The organism is Agromyces sp. Y182, assembly GCF_059445385.1.
Genome location: NZ_JCAIUF010000002.1, coordinates 201,780 through 217,293, shown reverse-complemented (window position 1 = coordinate 217,293; position 15,514 = coordinate 201,780). Strand labels below are relative to the sequence as shown.

Here is a 15,514-nt window from a genome sequence, read left to right as displayed (position 1 = left end):
CCCACGCTACTCCGCGCGAAGGGCTCGACGCTCGGTCTCGATCTCGACGAGAGCGCGCTGCAGCGTGCCGTACGCTGCGAGATCGGCACGATCGGTGCGCTGCAGGCGCCCGAGCAGCTCGGACTTCTGTCGCAGCAGCTCGCGATCGACGAGCGCACTCACGACCGCCTGCACGTACGCAGTGAGCTCGCCCTCACTGCGCTGCGGCACGGGGGCGACCGCGAGTTGTTGCACGAGGCCCGCGAAGGGCGCGGGCACCTCGGCGATGACACGATCGACACGCACCGCCGTATCAGGGGTGGCCAGCACCGAGGCGATTCCATCACGGATGACGGCGAGCGACGGATTGCCGAAGCGGCTGTCGACGGCGTGACGCAGCAGCTCAGCTCCGACCGCGTCGGGGTACTGCAGCATCGCCTGGAGTGCATCGCGCTCGAGGCGGGTGGCAGGGTCGGCCGGGAGTTGGGTGATCGAGAACGGGCGCTCGGGGACATCCGTCGCGACTGCCGCGCCACCGCCGGCCGTGACGGGCGCCGGCGACCCGCCCCGCTCCCCCGCCGGCTTCGCGCGACTCGATGCCGATCGCACGGCGCGCGTCACCTCGGCGAGTTCGACGCCGAGCATGCGCGCGAGCTGGTGCGTGTACCCGGGGCGAGCCGCTGGGTCGCGCATCTCGGCGATGATCGGCGCCGCCGCTCGAAGCGCGGCGACCCGCCCCTCGACTGTTTCGAGGTCGTAGCGAGCGAGGGTGTGCTTGATGACGAACTCGAACATCGGCGTGCGCGAGTCGATGAGGGTGCGCACCGCAGCGTCGCCTCGAGCGAGACGCAGGTCGCACGGGTCGAGCCCGTCGGGAGCGACCGCGACGAAGGTCTGGGCTGCGAAGCGCTGCTCTTCGCCGAAGGCGCGCATCGCGGCCTGCTGGCCTGCGGCATCGCCGTCGAAGGTGAACACGACCTCGCCGAGGCCCGAGTCGTCGCCGAGCACTCGGCGCAGCACCTTGATGTGGTCGACGCCGAACGAGGTGCCGCAGGTGGCGATCGCGGTCGTGACGCCGGCGAGGTGGCAGGCCATGACATCGGTGTACCCCTCGACGACGACGACCCGGCGCGACTTGGAGATGTCGCGCTTGGCGAGATCGAGGCCGTAGAGCACCTGCGACTTGTGGTAGACCGCGGTCTCGGGGGTGTTCAAGTACTTGGGGCCCTTGTCGTCGTCGAGCAGCCGCCGGGCGCCGAAGCCGACGGTCTGCCCGGTGACGTCGCGAATCGGCCAGACGAGTCGGCCGCGGAAACGGTCGTATATGCCACGATCGCCCTGCGAGACGAGGCCGGATGCCGCGAGCTCATCACTCGTGTACCCGCGGCCTTTCAGGTGGTCGGTGAGCGCATCCCAGCTCTTCGGCGCGAAGCCGACGCCGAACCGCTTCGCCGCCTCGGCGTCGAACCCGCGCTCGCCGAGGAACCGGCGACCGACCTCGGCCTCGGGCGTGCCGAGTCGTTCGGTGAAGAACTCGGCAGCGGCTTGATTCGCGGCGAGCAGACGAGCTCGGTTGCCGTGATCGGAGGCCTGCCCGCCGTCTTCGTAGTGCAGTTCGAGCCCGATGCGCCCTGCGAGCCGCTCGACGGCTTCGGTGAAGGAGACGTGGTCCATTCGCTGCAGGAACGTGTACGCGTCACCCGACTCGCCGCAGCCGAAGCAGTGGTAATAGCCGAGCCCCGGCCGCACATGGAAGCTCGGACTGCGTTCGTCGTGGAAGGGACAGAGCCCCTTCATCGACCCGACGCCGGCGGACTTCAGATTGACGTGCTCGCCCACGATGTCGGCGATGTTGGTTCGGGCCTTCACCTCATCGACATCGCTCTGTCGAATTCGGCCCGCCATGGTTCTCATCCTAGTTCGCCCGGAAGTCCCGACGGCCGGCCGACGGCATCGGTTCTCAGCGCTGCACGAGGCGCTCGTACCAAGCGAGAGCCGATTGGTCGGTGAGACTCGCGACCTGGTCGACGACGACGCGTTTGCGCGCAACATCATCTGCGGCCGCTCGCCAGTCTTCGGCGAACCCCGAGTCGAGGTGCTGCTCGCCCGTTTCGAGGAGCGTGTCGGCGAGGGAGGTGAGCACCTCCCGCTGCTGGTGATAGATCGGCTGCCGGGTGTTGCGCGACATCACGAATGCCGCGACGATGCCCTTCAGTACCGCGATCTCAGCCTGGATCTCGCGCGGCACGACGACGTCGGCGTCGAATCGGATGAGGCTCGCGACCGGGAACGCCGCCCGAGTCGCTGCGGTCGCAGCGTGCGCGAAGCGACCGATGAGCTGGCTCGTGAGGTTCTTCAGACGGCCTTGGTCGCGGCGACTGCCATCCCAGGTGTCGAGCCAACCGTCGAGCGAATCGAGTCGATCGAACGCCGCGATGAGTTCGTCGTGGGCGATGGACCCGCCGATCCACTCGTACATCGAGCTGACGAGGCCATCGTGATCGACGCGTGCGCCGAGAGCGGCGACGTCGATGTAGCCGTTGACCACGGCGTCTTCGAAGTCGTGCACGGAGTAGGCGATGTCGTCGGAGAGGTCCATGACCTGCGCCTCGATGCAGAGCCTCCGCTCGGGTGCGCCGGCCCGGAGCCAACGGAACACCTCGACGTCACCCTGGTAGAAGCCGAACTTCGCCCGGCCCGACGGGTCGGCGACGCTCGTCTCTTCGGGCCACGGGTACTTGCAGCTCGCGTCGAGGCTCGCCCTCGTGAGGTTGAGGCCGTAGCTGCGACCGTCGGGGCCGAACACCTTCGGCTCGAGCCTCGTGAGCAGTCGCAGCGTCTGCGCGTTGCCCTCGAATCCGCCGATGTCGATCGCCCACGTGTTGAGCGCCTTCTCGCCGTTGTGGCCGAAGGGCGGGTGGCCGAGGTCGTGCGCGAGGCAAGCGGTGTCGACGACGTCGGGGTCGAGCCCGAGACTCTCGGCGAGCTCTCGACCGACTTGGGCCACTTCGAGCGAGTGCGTGAGCCGATTGCGCGCGAAGTCGAGCCCAGCAGTGGGGCTCAGCACCTGGGTCTTGGCCGCCAGCCGGCGGAGCGCACTGGAGTGCAGGAGCCTCGCACGATCGCGAGCGAAGTCGCTGCGCCGCGAGGAGTGCTGTTCGGGGAGCCAGCGTTCGGTATCGGCGGGTTCGTATCCGCCGAAGAGTCGTTCGCGCACGCTCAGCCGCCGCTCGTGTCGAGTTCGGCGTCGACGAGGGTGACCCGATCGTGGCCGACGAGCTCTTGGGAGTCGAGCCAGCCGTCGGGCAGCGCCGGCTTCTTGGGAGTGCCGGCGCGGCCGCGCGGACCCTCGGCGCCCTCGCCCGGGTAGGGCATCGACCAGTCGAGCGTGCCGAGCAGCTCGTCGAGCTGGGCGAGGGACTCGACCGTCGCGAGCCGGGCCCGAAGGTCTCCCCCGACGGGATATCCCTTGAAGTACCAGGCGACGTGCTTGCGGATGTCACGGCACCCGCGTTCTTCGCTGTCGAAGAACTCGGTGAGGAGCTCGGCGTGGCGCCGGAACGTCTGCGCGACCTCGCCGAGCGACGGCTGGAAGCTCTGCGATTCTCCGCGGAACGCTGCGGCGAGGTCGCCGAAGAGCCACGGACGACCGAGGCATCCGCGCCCGACCACGACTCCGTCGCACCCGGTCTCGGCGACCATGCGCAGTGCGTCATCGGCCGACCAGATGTCGCCGTTGCCGAGCACCGGAACGCTCGTCACTGTCTCTTTGAGCTTCGCGATGGCCGACCAGTCTGCCTCGCCGGAGTAGAACTCCGAGGCGGTGCGCGCATGCAGTGCGACTGCGGCGACACCCGCGCCTTCGGCGATGCGCCCCGCCTCGAGGTAGGTGAGGTGGTCGGCATCGATGCCCTTGCGCATCTTGATCGTGAGCGGAATTTCGCCGGCGGCTTGCACCGCGCCCTCGACGATGTCCCGGAAGAGCCCGCTCTTCCACGGCAGCGCGGCTCCCCCGCCCTTGCGGGTGACCTTCGGCACGGGGCATCCGAAGTTCAGGTCGATGTGGTCTGCACGGTCTTCGGCGACGAGCATGGTGACCGCCTCGGCGACAGTCTTCGGGTCGACGCCGTAGAGCTGGATCGAGCGCGGCGTCTCTGACTCGTGGTGCGTGATGAGGCGCATCGACTCGGGAGTGCGCTCGACGAGCGCACGCGAGGTGATCATCTCGCTGACGTAGAGACCGGCGCCGAACTCGCGGCAGAGGCGACGGAACGCCGTGTTCGTGATGCCGGCCATTGGGGCGAGCACGACGGGCACGTCGAGGGCGAGCCCGCCGATCGTCAGCGGGCCCGCTGGAAGCATGGTGGTGGAGGACATCACCAAGATTCTCCCAGAGTTCGGGGCAGGCTCGCCCGCTTCGGCCATGCGCGCCTAGGATTCACGGGAAGACGAGGCTGGGGAGGACGAGATGTCAGAGCTCACGGGCGTAGATCGAGTGCGAGCGGATGCCGCTGCACGAGGCCTCGACGTCGAGATCATCGAGCGCCCGGCAGCGCGCAACATCGAGGAGGCGGCCGAGCTCCTGGGCATCACGCCCGCCGACATCGTCAAGTCGCTCGTCGTCAAGCGCAGCGACGGCGCATTCCTGTTCGCCCTCGTGCCCGGTGGTCGCAAGATCTCCTGGCCCAAGCTGCGTGCGCTCGTCGGGGTGAACAAGCTCCAGTTGCCCGATGCCTCGCTCGCGCTCGCCGCGACGGGCTACGAACGCGGCACGATCACCCCGCTGGGCTCGACCACGGCATGGCCGGTCGTCGCCGATGCCTCGATCGCCGGCCGGCGCGTCTCGATGGGAGCAGGCGAGCACGGCCGCAGCCTCTTCGTCGACGCCGATCGGCTCATCGACGCACTCGGCGCCACCGTGGCTGACATCTCCGATCCGGAATAGCCGCAGGGTCTCGATACGGCGCTGGCGCGCCTACTCGACCGGCGCGCCAGGGATGTAGCAGACGTCACCCTCGCAGACCATCGCCGAAGGGTCGCCCGTGATCATCGCGAACGGCGCGGGCACAGCAGCATCCGTCGCCTGAACTGCCTCGGGACCGCTCATGCGGCCGCTCCGTCGCGCTCGCCGGCGACCTGCGTGATCGCTTGGGCGAAGACCTCGGCAGGTTGCGCACCCGAGATGCCGTACTTGCCGTCGATCACGAAGAACGGAACACCGTTGATGCCGTAGTCCTGTGCCTGCGCAATGTCGGCCTGCACGTCTGACGCGTAGCGATCCGACTCGAGCGCTTCGCGCGCCTCGTCTGCGTCGAGGCCGACCTCGACGGCGAAGCTCACGAGCTCGTCGATGCGGTTCACGCGCCCGCCCTCGACGAAGTAGGCCTTCAGCAGGCGCTCCTTCAGCTCGAGCTGCTTGCCGTTGGCCTTCGCGAAGTGCAGGAGTTCGTGCGCCTTCAGCGTCTTCGTGTGGGCGACTTTTTCGAAGTGGTAGTCGAGTCCGGCGTTCGCGGCGACGCCCGTGACGTGTTCGAGCATCTGCTCGGCGCGCTCGATCGGCATGCCCTTGCGATCGGCCAGATACTCGACCGTGGAGCCCTCGAAATCGAGCGGGGTGTCGGGCGAGAGCTCGAAGGAGTGGTACGTGATGTCGACGGCAGGCGCGTCGTCGCCGAGCGAGGCGATTCCGCTCTCGAGGTGACGCTTGCCGATGTAGCACCACGGGCACGCGATGTCGGACCAGATGTCGATCTTGATGGCTTCACTCACGAGGTATGCGAACGGATGCATCGTGCACCGTATTCCCCACGCGAGTTTCAACCCGGCGAACTCGTTACGACCAGCACCTCGATAGGCTCGGATGATGCCCGATCCCGCACCGCGCCGCATCCTCGTCGCAGGCACGAGCGGGGCAGGCAAGTCGACCCTCGCGCGGCGGATCGCCGCGGCATCCGCCCTGCCGTACCTGGAGATCGACGCCCTCTTCCACGGACCGGACTGGACGCCTCGCCCGAGCTTCGTGGACGATGTCGACGCCTTCACAGCGCAACAAAGCTGGGTCATCGAGTGGCTGTACGAGCCCGTGCGCGAGCTGCTCGCCGGCCGGGCCGATGTGATGCTCTCGCTCGACTACTCGCGCCCGCTCGTGATGCAGCGAGTGATCACGCGCACGGTGCGCCGTCGACTGCGGCGCGAGGAGCTCTGGAACGGCAATAGGGAGGCGCCGCTCCACACGATCTTCACCGACCCCGAGCACATCGTCCGATGGGCCTGGAACACGCATGCCGGCCGGCTCGAACTCGTCGCCGCGGCCGAAGCGCGTCATCCCGCTCTCGAAGTCGTTCGGCTGCGGCATCCGCGCGAGGCAGACGCCTGGATCGCTCACGTCTTCGGACGCTCCGGCCCGGGCACCCTTCCCGATCCGGCCTGAACGATATATCGTTGAGTATCGTTCGATTGCACCTCAGGAGGTCGTCATGAACGGATCAGGCTCCACAGGAGACTTCGGCTCAACTGGCTTCTCGGGCGACGGGCCCGCCGCCGCGATCTGGGAGGCGATGCAGCAGTTGCGCTCTTCGTTCGAGCAGCGACCCGGCTCGTCCCGCATGGCGCGGGGCGACGTGCGCGCGGCCGTGCTGGCACTGCTCAGCGAAGAGCCGATGCACGGCTACCAGATCATCCACGAGATCGAAGAGCGCAGCGGCGGCAGATGGAAGCCGAGCGCGGGTTCGGTGTACCCGACGCTGCAGTTACTCGCCGACGAGGGGCTGATCGTCGCGGAAGAACTGCGGGGGCGCAAGACCTACTCGCTCACCGAGGCCGGCCGCGACGAGGCATCCGCCGGAGCCGACCGACCTGCACCGTGGGAGGCAGCAGGGCCGCAGGGGGCCGACCAGCACCGCGCACTGTCGAAGGCGGGCGTCGAACTCGCCGCTGCGGCCGCGCAGATCGCCCGCAGCGGCACGCCCGAGCAGGCGCGGCGAGCGGTCGAGCTGCTCGACGAGACCCGGCGCGGGCTCTACTCGATCCTCGCCGAGGGCTGAACCAGGTGGAGGGAGGCGCCCGACCCGTGCGCACGCGCCGCATTCTGCGCTTCGCGGCGCGCCAACTCACGGCGCTCTGGTGGTTCGAGCTCGTGCTCCCCCGCATCGGTCTCGCGGGCATCGCCGAGCGCTCGCGGGAACGACGGATGCGCCGGCTCGCACAGCAGTTCCGCGTTCTCGCGGTCGACCTCGGCGGGCTCATGATCAAGGTCGGGCAGTTCCTCTCCTCCCGCCTCGACGTGCTCCCGCCCGAGATCACCGCCGAGCTCGAGGGGTTGCAAGACGAAGTGCCGGCCGAGCCGTTCCCGGCGATCCGAGCGCTCGCCGAGGCCGAGCTCGGTGCCCCGCTCGAGCGGGTGTTCGCCCGCGTCGACGAGACGCCGGTCGCCGCCGCCTCACTCGGCCAGGTGCATCGCGCACGACTCGCCGATGGCGATACCGCTGACACCGGACTCGTCGACGTGGTGGTCAAGGTGCAGCGGCCGGGCATCGATCAGATCGTCGCGGTCGACCTCGCGGCCCTCCGCCGCATCGCCGGCTGGGTGCAGCGCGTCCGAATCGTGTCCGACCGGGTCGACGCACCAGCGCTCGTCGAGGAGTTCGCGGCGACCTGCCTCGAAGAGATCGACTACCTGCACGAGGCCGCGAGCGGTGAACGATTCGCCGAAGCCTTCGCCGACGACTCCCGGGTCGCCGCTCCCGCGATCGTGTGGGAGCGTACAACTCGGCGCGTGCTCACGCTCGAGGACGTGACGGCGATCAAGATCAATGACACCGCTGCGCTGCGTGCTGCGGGCATCGCACCTGGCGAGGTGGCCCGGGTCTTCGCCGAGAGCATGTTCGAGCAGGTGTTCACGCACGGTTTCGTGCACGCCGACCCGCACCCGGGCAATATCTTCGTCACCCCGGGCGTGGCAGCTGCGGGCGCCGCCTCTGCGGGCGCGGCCACTCCTGGCACCGCTGCGCAGTGGCGGCTCACCTTCGTGGACTTCGGCATGATGGCCGAGGTGCCCGCCGAACTGCGAGCCGGCCTCCGCACCCTCGTCATCGCCGTCGCCGCGCGCGACGGTCGCGGCATGATCCAGGCGGCACAGCAGATCGGCGTACTCCTGCCGTCGGCCGACACCGGTGAGCTCGAGCGCGCCCTCACCCAGCTCTTCGCGCGGTTCGGCGGCTTGGGATTCGCCCAGCTGAAAGACGTCGATCCGCGCGAGCTCAGCGACTTCGGCGACGAGTTCGGCGACGTCATGCGCTCGCTGCCCTTCCAGCTGCCCGAGCAACTGCTCCTTCTGTTCCGGGCGCTGGCCCTGACGTCGGGCATGTGCAGCGCACTGGACCCCGAGTTCAATGTGTGGGAGGCGGTCGAGCCCTACGCCACACAGCTCCTGAACGAGGAGCGCGGCAACCTCGCACAAGATCTCGGGGCGCAGGCCGCGACGAACGCGAAACTGGTCTGGCAGTTGCCGAATCGCATCGATGCGCTCATCACCAAGGCCGACGAGGGCAGGTTGTCCTTCGACACCTCACGGCTCGAGCAGCGCATCGATCGCATCGAAGGGCTCGCTCGCCGGGTCGTCTCCGCCCTGCTCTTCGCGGCCCTGCTCATCGGCGGCGCATTGCTCGCCACGCCGAACCCGGCGCTCAGCACGACCCTCGTTGCGCTCTCGGTGCTGCCGCTGCTGCACGCCCTGTTCGCCGGCCTCTTCCGACGGCGCGGGCGGTGACAACGGGGCGCCAGCGGCCCTGCTTCAGCTGACGGTCGGCGTATCCACTGCGCCGCCGAAGCGGCGGTTACGGCCTGCGTACAACTCGATGGCCTGCCAGAGATCGACGCGCGAGAAGTCTGGCCAGAGCGTATCGAGGAACACCATCTCGGCGTAGGCCGACTGCCAGAGCATGAAGTTCGACGTGCGCTGCTCCCCCGAGCTGCGCACGAACAGGTCGACGTCGGGCAGTTCGGGCACGTAGAGCCGCTTCGCGATGAGCTTCTCCGACACGGCCGAGGGACGAAGGCGGCCGGATGCCACGTCGTCGGCGATCGACCGCACCGCGTCGGCGATCTCGGTGCGCCCGCCGTAGTTGACGCACATGGTGAGGGTGAGGGTGTCGTTTCCCGCGGTGAGCGTCTCAGCGAACTGCAGTTCCTTGATCACCGAGGCCCAGAGCCGCGGCCGTCGCCCCGCCCATCGGATGCGCACCCCCCACTCGTTGAGCTGGTCGCGCCGCCGATGCAGCACGTCGCGGTTGTAGCCCATGAGGAAGCGCACCTCTTCGGGCGAACGCTTCCAGTTCTCGGTCGAGAAGGCGTACACCGAGAGGTGCTTCACGCCGGCCTGGATCGCGCCGGCCACGACGTCGAGCAGTGCCACCTCGCCCGCCTTGTGCCCCTCGATGCGAGTGAGGCCGCGCTTGTTGGCCCATCGGCCGTTGCCGTCCATGACGATGGCGACGTGCTCGGGCACCGCCCCTTTCGGCAGCTCGGGCGGATACAGACCCGTCCAGTCGATCGGCCGGTAGGGAACCGCGTCACGGTGGGTGAAGGGCTTCGGACTCACTGGGCGGTCGTCTCCCTGGATACGTGCGGCAACGAGCGAAGACCCCGCTCGAGGTGCCATTGGGTGTAGGCGGCGATGATGCCGCTCGCCTGGCCCCGGTCGCGGTCGCTCGAGGCCTTCGCGAACGCCCAGTCCCCGGCGAGTAAGGCGCCGAGCAGCGCCACAGTGGAACCCGCGATGCGCGGAGTGCCGGGCGGTGCGCATTCGTCGCAGACCACGCCGCCGAGCTGCACGACGACCGCGGTGTGCTCGCCCACCTTGCCGCAGCGGGCACAGTCCTGGAAGCTCGGCGCCCAGCCCGCAAGCGCGAGCGCGCGCAGCAGGTACGAATCGAGCGTGAGGCTCGCCCCGTGTTCGCTCCTCGAGAGCGAGCGCAGGGCGCCGACGAGCAGCAGGTACTGCTGCAGCGAGCCCTCGGCCTCGGTGAGCTTGTCGGCGGCCTCGACCATGGCGTTCGCCGCGGTGTATGCCGAGTAGTCCTGAGTGATGAGCGCGCCGTAGGAGCCGAGCGACTCCGCCTGCGTGACGACGTCGAGGCTGCGGCCCTCGTACAACTGCAGGTCGGCGACCATGAACGGCTCGAGCCGGGAGCCGAACTTCGAACCGGTGCGCCGCACCCCCTTCGCGACCGCGCGAACCTTGCCGTGCTGCCGCGTCAACAGCGTGACGATGCGGTCGGCCTCACCCAGCTTGTGGGTGCGGAGCACAACGGCTTCATCTCGATACACGGGCACCCTTCATTCTCCCACCCCGCGCAGCAGAACCGGCCGAAGCGGATGCCGCGGCGCGGTTGTCTCCTCGCGCTTCCGGCGCGTGGTTCACTGGTGCCGTGAACCACGCACTCTTCACGATCCCCCTCTGGCTCGACCTCGTAGCCGTGGCCATCGGCGCGATCCAGGGTGCGATGTTCGCCGCCCGACTGACCGAACGACGCATCGACCTGCTCGGCGTTGCCCTCATCGGTGTCATCGTCGGCCTCGGCGGCGGCCTCATGCGCGATCTGCTGCTGAATCAACTGCCGGCCGCGATCTCGAGCAACTGGTACCTGCCGATCGCGACCGCGGCCGCCCTACTCGGCATGGCACTGTTGCGCGTCTTCACGAAACTCAACGGCCTCATCATCGCCCTCGACGCAGTGACGATCGGGCTCTTCGGCGCGATCGGCACCTCGAAGGCCCTCGCCTATGGCGTGCCGGTAGTGCCTGCGGTCTTCATCGGAGTGCTCTCGGCCGTGGGCGGATCGATCCTCCGCGATGTCGCCCTCAACCTGCCGATCGCGCTCATGCACGTCGGATCGCTCTACGCCATCGCCGCAACGGCCGGCACTGTGCTGCTCGTCGTACTCGTCGCGCTCGGCGTGAACGTGGTCATCGCGGCCACGGTGTGCGTCGTCGTGACCACGCTCACCCGTCTGGGCTCGGTGCGCTTCGGTTGGAGCCTGCCCGAACAGCGGGCACTCGGCACCTGGAAGGTCTGGCGTCGAGCCTGACAACCCTGCACGCGTCCAGTTGCCCGACTCTGGACAGAGTCGGGCAACTCGATGTGTGGCACCGCCGGATGCCGCGGGCGCACCTCGTGCGCGCGGCATCCGAGACTCGTCAGACGCCGACGAACTCGCGCTCCGCCTCGGACGCGACCGCGTTGCGCAGTGCGCGGTTGACGGCGGAGACGACGGCCTTCAGCGACGCCGTCGAGATGTCGGCGTCGATGCCGACACCCCACAGCACCCGGCCGTCGACCTCGAGCTCGACGTACGCGGCAGCGAGTGAATTGCCGCTCGCCGCGAGCGTGTGCTCGACGTAGTCGCGCAGCGCCACCTTGACGCCCTCTGCGCCGAGTACGGCGAGGAATGCCGAGATGGGACCGTTGCCGCTCGCGTCGGCCTCGACCCGCTCTTCGCCGTCGCGCAGCCCGACGCGCACGTTGACGACCCCGTCGAGCGCGCTCTCGGTGCGCAGCGACAGCAGTTCGAAGCGACCCCACTTCTCGTCGGGGTGCTCCTGGGGCGCCGGCAGGTACTCGTCGTTGAAGACGCGCCAGATCTCATCGCTCGAGACCTCGCCGCCCTCGGCGTCGGTCTTGGCCTGCACGACGCCCGAGAACTCGATCTGCAGGCGGCGCGGCAGGTCGAGTGCGTGATCGGTCTTCAGGAGGTAGGCGACCCCTCCCTTGCCCGATTGCGAGTTCACACGGATGACGGCCTCGTAGCTGCGTCCGAGGTCGCGCGGGTCGACGGGCAGGTACGGCACCGCCCATTCGAGCTCACCGAGTGCGACACCGCGGCGCTCCGCCTCGGCATCCATCGCCTCGAAGCCCTTCTTGATGGCGTCTTGGTGCGAGCCCGAGAACGCCGTGTAGACGAGGTCACCGGCCCACGGGTGACGCTCTGGCACCGGCAGCTGGTTGCAGTACTCGACGGTGCGCTTGACCTCGTCGATGTCGGAGAAGTCGATCTGCGGGTCGATGCCCTGCGTGAACAGGTTGATGCCGAGAGCGACGAGGTCGACGTTGCCGGTGCGCTCGCCATTGCCGAACAGGCAGCCTTCGATGCGGTCGGCGCCGGCGAGATACCCGAGTTCGGCGGCGGCGACGGCCGTGCCGCGGTCGTTGTGGGGGTGCAGCGAGAGAATCACATTCTCGCGGTGGGCGAGGTGCCGCGACATCCATTCGATCGAGTCGGCGTAGACGTTGGGCGTGGCCATCTCGACCGTCGCCGGCAGGTTGATGATGACCTTGCGCTCGGGCGTCGGCTCGAAGATCTCGATGACCTGGTTGCACACGTCGACCGCGAACTCGAGCTCGGTGCCCGTGTAGCTCTCGGGCGAGTACTCGTAGTAGACCGTCGTGCCGGGGACGGTCGATTCCATCTCACGGCACTTGCGCGCGCCGTGCAGCGCGATATCGATGATGCCCTGCTTATCGGTGCGGAAGACGACCTCGCGCTGCAGGATGCTCGTCGAGTTGTACAGGTGCACGATGGCCTGCTTCGCGCCGGAGATCGACTCGTACGTGCGCTCGATGAGGTGATCGCGGGCCTGCGTCAGCACCTGGATCGTGACGTCGTCGGGGATCGCGCCCTCTTCGATGAGGCTGCGCACGAAGTCGAAGTCCGTCTGGCTTGCCGACGGGAACCCGACCTCGATCTCCTTATAGCCCATCTTGACCAGCAGGTCGAACATGATGCGCTTGCGCTCGGGGCTCATCGGGTCGATGAGGGCCTGGTTGCCGTCACGGAGGTCGACCGCGCACCAACGCGGCGCCCGTTCGATGCGCTTGGACGGCCACGTGCGATCGGGCAGATCGACGTGGATCTGCTCGTGGAACGCACGGTAGCGATGCACGGGCATCGAAGACGGCTTCTGGGTGTTCTGCATGAGGTGCTCTTCTCGCTTACGGATGGGTTTCAGCCGACGACGAACTCCGCAGCGAGGGAGGCCTGAGAACTAGGACTCGCTGCGGCAGCTAAGGAGAAGCAGGCCGTGAAGCACACGGCAAGGCTAACACCGCGCCTGGCCGGGCGCGCAACATGACGGAACGAGCGGATGCATTCCGATGCATCCGCTCGTTCCGTTCCCCTTCTTCACCTCGCGTCGTGAGTCCCTAGTCGGCCGCGAGGGCGACGACCGGCGAGACGCGCATCGCACGCCGGGCCGGAGCGATCGAGGCCACGATCGTCAACACGCCGGCCGCGACGATGAGCACACCGAACATCGCCCACGGAATGCCCGGCAGCACGATGCCTGGGCTGCCGTTCACGTTGCCGAGCAGCGCCTGCGCCCCCGCCCAGCCGTACACGAAACCGAGCACGAGCCCCGTCAGGGTCGCCGCGATCGTGAGCGACGCGCTCTCGGCGACGATCATCGCTCGCAGCTGCCGGCGATCGAAGCCGAGCGCCCGCAGCAGGCCCAGCTCGCGAGTGCGCTGCAACACACTGAGCGAGAGCGTGTTGACCATGCCGATCGCGGCGATGAGGGCGCTGAAGCCGATCAGCACGGTGAAGACCGTCACCGTGACGTTCATCGTCTCGTCGATGCCCTGATACACCTCGGGTTGGGCCCGCTGCGCCGCCGCGATGATGTCGCGATAGGACTGCATCGTGACGCTGAAGGTCGTCACGAGCGTCACGCCGATCACGAGGCCGATCGTCATGCGCGAGCTGCGCTCGGGGTGGCGCACCGCGTTCTCCGCTGCGAGCCGGGCGGCCGGCGAACTCCCGAGCATCCGGCCGACGAGCCGCAGCACCGGCGGCATCACCAGGTGCGCACCGAGCACGATGCCCGTGAACGAGACCACGCCGCCGACGAGCCCGATGAAGACCCCGAACGGGCTGACCAACCCCGCGATGACCCCGAGCGCGACCAGCACGAGCCCCACCACGACGAGCGCGAGGGCGATCACGTTGCGCGCGCGCTGCGCGGTGACCTCGCTGCGGTCGTGCTCGTTCGCATTGCCGATTGCTTCGACGGGACTCACGGCGAGCACCCGGCGCGATCCGACCCACGACGCGAGCCACGTCGTCAACACGACCGCGATCGCAGGCAGGGCGACCTGGGGGTTCAGATAGTCGTAGTCGGTTGCAGGGAGCAGGTCGACCCGCACCGCGACCTCCTCGAGCGCGAACGCGAGGCCAGAACCGATGACGACACCGACGGCGGCTCCCACGACACCGATGAGGAACCCCTCTTTGGCGACCTGCGCACGCTGGGTCCTCGCGCTCGAGCCGATCAGGCGGAGCAACGCGATGAGGCGCGTGCGCCCGGCGACGACCGTCGAGACCGTGTTGGCGGTGACGATGGCGGAAACGTAGATCGCGACGACGATGAAGACGCTCGCGACGATCCCGAGCATGAGCGCGACCGTCGCGCTCGAGCCGGTGACGTCGTCGGCGGCGACCACAGCACCGAGCAGCCCGGTGACGTGCAGCAGGGCGACTCCGAAGCTGCCCGCGAGGGTTGCAACGATGAGCGTCGGCCATTGATCCCTGAATTGGCTGCGCATCAGGCCGCCGCCTCCATGGACAGCATGAAGGTCGAGATCTCCCCGGCCGTCGAGCGCCCCGAATCGCGGACGATCCGACCGTCGGCGAGGAAGAGGATGCGGTCGGCGTGGCTCGCCGCGATCGGGTCGTGCGTCACCATGGCGATCGACTGGCCGTATCGGGCGCTGGCCGCGGCGAGGAGCCCGAGCACCTCGCGACCGGTGCGCGAGTCGAGATTGCCGGTGGGCTCGTCGGCGAACACGAGGTCGGGCCGGGTGGCCAAAGCCCTGGCGATCGCGACGCGCTGCTGCTGGCCGCCTGACAGTTCGTGCGGTCGATGCCCGATGCGGGAACGCAGGCCCAGCGTGTCGAAGAGTTCGTCGATCCAGCCCTGCTCCTCGCGCGTGGGCCGGCGCCCGTCGAGATCGAACGGAAGCATGACGTTGCCGCGCACGTCGAGTGTCGGCACGAGGTTGAACGACTGGAAGATGAAGCCGATCCGGCGTCGCCGCAGCACGGTCAAAGCCGAATCCGAGAGCTCGGTGATATCGGTGTCGCCGAGCCACACCCGCCCACCACTCGGCGAGTCGAGCCCGGCCATGATGTGCATGAGCGTCGACTTGCCCGATCCCGATGGGCCCATGATGGCGGTGAACTCTCCGCGGCGGAGGCCGAGCGAGACATCGTCGAGGGCAGTGACGGCACCCGGGCCGTCTCCGTAGCGCTTGCCGAGTTCGGCGACGCGGGCGATCAGGCCGAGGTCAGAGGGTTGGATCTGCATGTCATCGACGTTACGGACGGCGCGGGTGTCGAGGCATCCGGCGAATGGATGGTTCGCCGTCATCCTCTGGGATGATCCCATTCGTCGGTCGAGTAGGCGCGCCAGCGCCGTATCGAGACCTCGCCGGTCCGGCTCGCTGAGCCTGGCTCGCTGAGCCTGTCGAGGCGCTCCTGTCGAG

The 15,514-nt window shown here is 68.5% G+C and carries 15 protein-coding genes; 5 read left to right on the top strand and 10 right to left on the bottom strand.

The window, feature by feature from the left end; all coding sequences use genetic code 11:
* Positions 1-6 precede the first annotated feature (6 nt).
* Genes dnaG through dusB form a run of 3 tightly spaced genes read right to left on the bottom strand, consistent with a single transcriptional unit; the run spans position 7 to position 4,356 of the window.
* On the bottom strand, positions 7-1,884 hold the full coding sequence (dnaG, locus tag AC1C2R_RS15580) for a DNA primase (RefSeq protein WP_495380556.1): 1,878 nt from the start codon (positions 1,882-1,884) through the stop codon (positions 7-9).
* 55 nt (positions 1,885-1,939) lie between these two features.
* Complete coding sequence (locus AC1C2R_RS15575; protein WP_495380555.1) at positions 1,940-3,196, bottom strand: deoxyguanosinetriphosphate triphosphohydrolase; 1,257 nt, start codon at positions 3,194-3,196, stop codon at positions 1,940-1,942.
* Positions 3,197-3,198: 2 nt separating this feature from the next.
* The gene (gene dusB, locus AC1C2R_RS15570) at positions 3,199-4,356 is read right to left on the bottom strand and encodes a tRNA dihydrouridine synthase DusB (protein ID WP_495354186.1); all 1,158 of its coding nucleotides are present in this window, start codon (positions 4,354-4,356) and stop codon (positions 3,199-3,201) included.
* 91 nt (positions 4,357-4,447) lie between these two features.
* Here dusB and AC1C2R_RS15565 point away from each other — a divergent pair, with 91 nt between their 5' ends.
* Positions 4,448-4,924, top strand: coding sequence for an aminoacyl-tRNA deacylase (locus AC1C2R_RS15565; protein ID WP_495354187.1), 477 nt, complete (start codon positions 4,448-4,450; stop codon positions 4,922-4,924).
* A 30-nt stretch (positions 4,925-4,954) separates the two neighbouring features.
* On the opposite strand, the gene AC1C2R_RS15560 is transcribed toward AC1C2R_RS15565, so the two are convergent.
* Together AC1C2R_RS15560 and AC1C2R_RS15555 are read right to left on the bottom strand one after the other, a co-directional pair.
* On the bottom strand, positions 4,955-5,086 hold the full coding sequence (locus tag AC1C2R_RS15560) for a hypothetical protein (RefSeq protein WP_495354188.1): 132 nt from the start codon (positions 5,084-5,086) through the stop codon (positions 4,955-4,957).
* A complete protein-coding gene (locus tag AC1C2R_RS15555) occupies positions 5,083-5,748 on the bottom strand; it encodes a DsbA family oxidoreductase (protein WP_495381104.1) in 666 nt (221 codons plus the stop codon). Before AC1C2R_RS15555 ends, AC1C2R_RS15560 begins: the two co-directional genes overlap by 4 nt.
* Positions 5,749-5,842: 94 nt before the next feature.
* Here AC1C2R_RS15555 and AC1C2R_RS15550 point away from each other — a divergent pair, with 94 nt between their 5' ends.
* The 3 genes from AC1C2R_RS15550 to AC1C2R_RS15540 are packed head-to-tail and all read left to right on the top strand — an operon-like array spanning position 5,843 to position 8,746.
* Positions 5,843-6,409: a P-loop NTPase family protein gene (locus AC1C2R_RS15550; RefSeq protein WP_495380554.1), complete on the top strand. Its 567-nt coding sequence runs from the start codon at positions 5,843-5,845 to the stop codon at positions 6,407-6,409.
* 46 nt (positions 6,410-6,455) lie between these two features.
* On the top strand, positions 6,456-7,022 hold the full coding sequence (locus AC1C2R_RS15545; protein ID WP_495354190.1) for a PadR family transcriptional regulator: 567 nt from the start codon (positions 6,456-6,458) through the stop codon (positions 7,020-7,022).
* A 26-nt stretch (positions 7,023-7,048) separates the two neighbouring features.
* Positions 7,049-8,746: an ABC1 kinase family protein gene (locus AC1C2R_RS15540; protein WP_495380553.1), complete on the top strand. Its 1,698-nt coding sequence runs from the start codon at positions 7,049-7,051 to the stop codon at positions 8,744-8,746.
* 24 nt (positions 8,747-8,770) lie between these two features.
* On the opposite strand, the gene AC1C2R_RS15535 is transcribed toward AC1C2R_RS15540, so the two are convergent.
* Both AC1C2R_RS15535 and recO read right to left on the bottom strand, forming a co-directional pair.
* A complete protein-coding gene (locus AC1C2R_RS15535; RefSeq protein ID WP_495354192.1) occupies positions 8,771-9,577 on the bottom strand; it encodes an isoprenyl transferase in 807 nt (268 codons plus the stop codon).
* Positions 9,574-10,311: a DNA repair protein RecO gene (gene recO, locus AC1C2R_RS15530; protein ID WP_495354193.1), complete on the bottom strand. Its 738-nt coding sequence runs from the start codon at positions 10,309-10,311 to the stop codon at positions 9,574-9,576. The genes AC1C2R_RS15535 and recO overlap by 4 nt, the downstream gene beginning before the upstream one ends.
* Positions 10,312-10,406: 95 nt before the next feature.
* On the opposite strand from recO, the gene AC1C2R_RS15525 reads away from it, so the two are divergent.
* The gene (locus tag AC1C2R_RS15525) at positions 10,407-11,066 is read left to right on the top strand and encodes a trimeric intracellular cation channel family protein (protein ID WP_495354194.1); all 660 of its coding nucleotides are present in this window, start codon (positions 10,407-10,409) and stop codon (positions 11,064-11,066) included.
* A 109-nt stretch (positions 11,067-11,175) separates the two neighbouring features.
* Here the strand turns inward: AC1C2R_RS15525 and leuA are convergent, their stop codons facing one another.
* From leuA to AC1C2R_RS15510, 3 genes are all read right to left on the bottom strand, one after another.
* Positions 11,176-12,951 carry a 2-isopropylmalate synthase gene (gene leuA, locus AC1C2R_RS15520; RefSeq protein ID WP_495354195.1) on the bottom strand — a complete coding sequence of 592 codons (1,776 nt, stop codon included), beginning with the start codon at positions 12,949-12,951 and terminating at the stop codon, positions 11,176-11,178.
* A gap of 226 nt (positions 12,952-13,177) precedes the next feature.
* Positions 13,178-14,575, bottom strand: a complete 1,398-nt coding sequence (locus AC1C2R_RS15515; RefSeq protein ID WP_495380552.1) for an ABC transporter permease — start codon at positions 14,573-14,575, stop codon at positions 13,178-13,180.
* Positions 14,575-15,336 carry an ABC transporter ATP-binding protein gene (locus AC1C2R_RS15510; protein WP_495354197.1) on the bottom strand — a complete coding sequence of 254 codons (762 nt, stop codon included), beginning with the start codon at positions 15,334-15,336 and terminating at the stop codon, positions 14,575-14,577. The genes AC1C2R_RS15515 and AC1C2R_RS15510 overlap by 1 nt, the downstream gene beginning before the upstream one ends.
* Between the last annotated feature and the right edge of the window lie 178 nt (positions 15,337-15,514).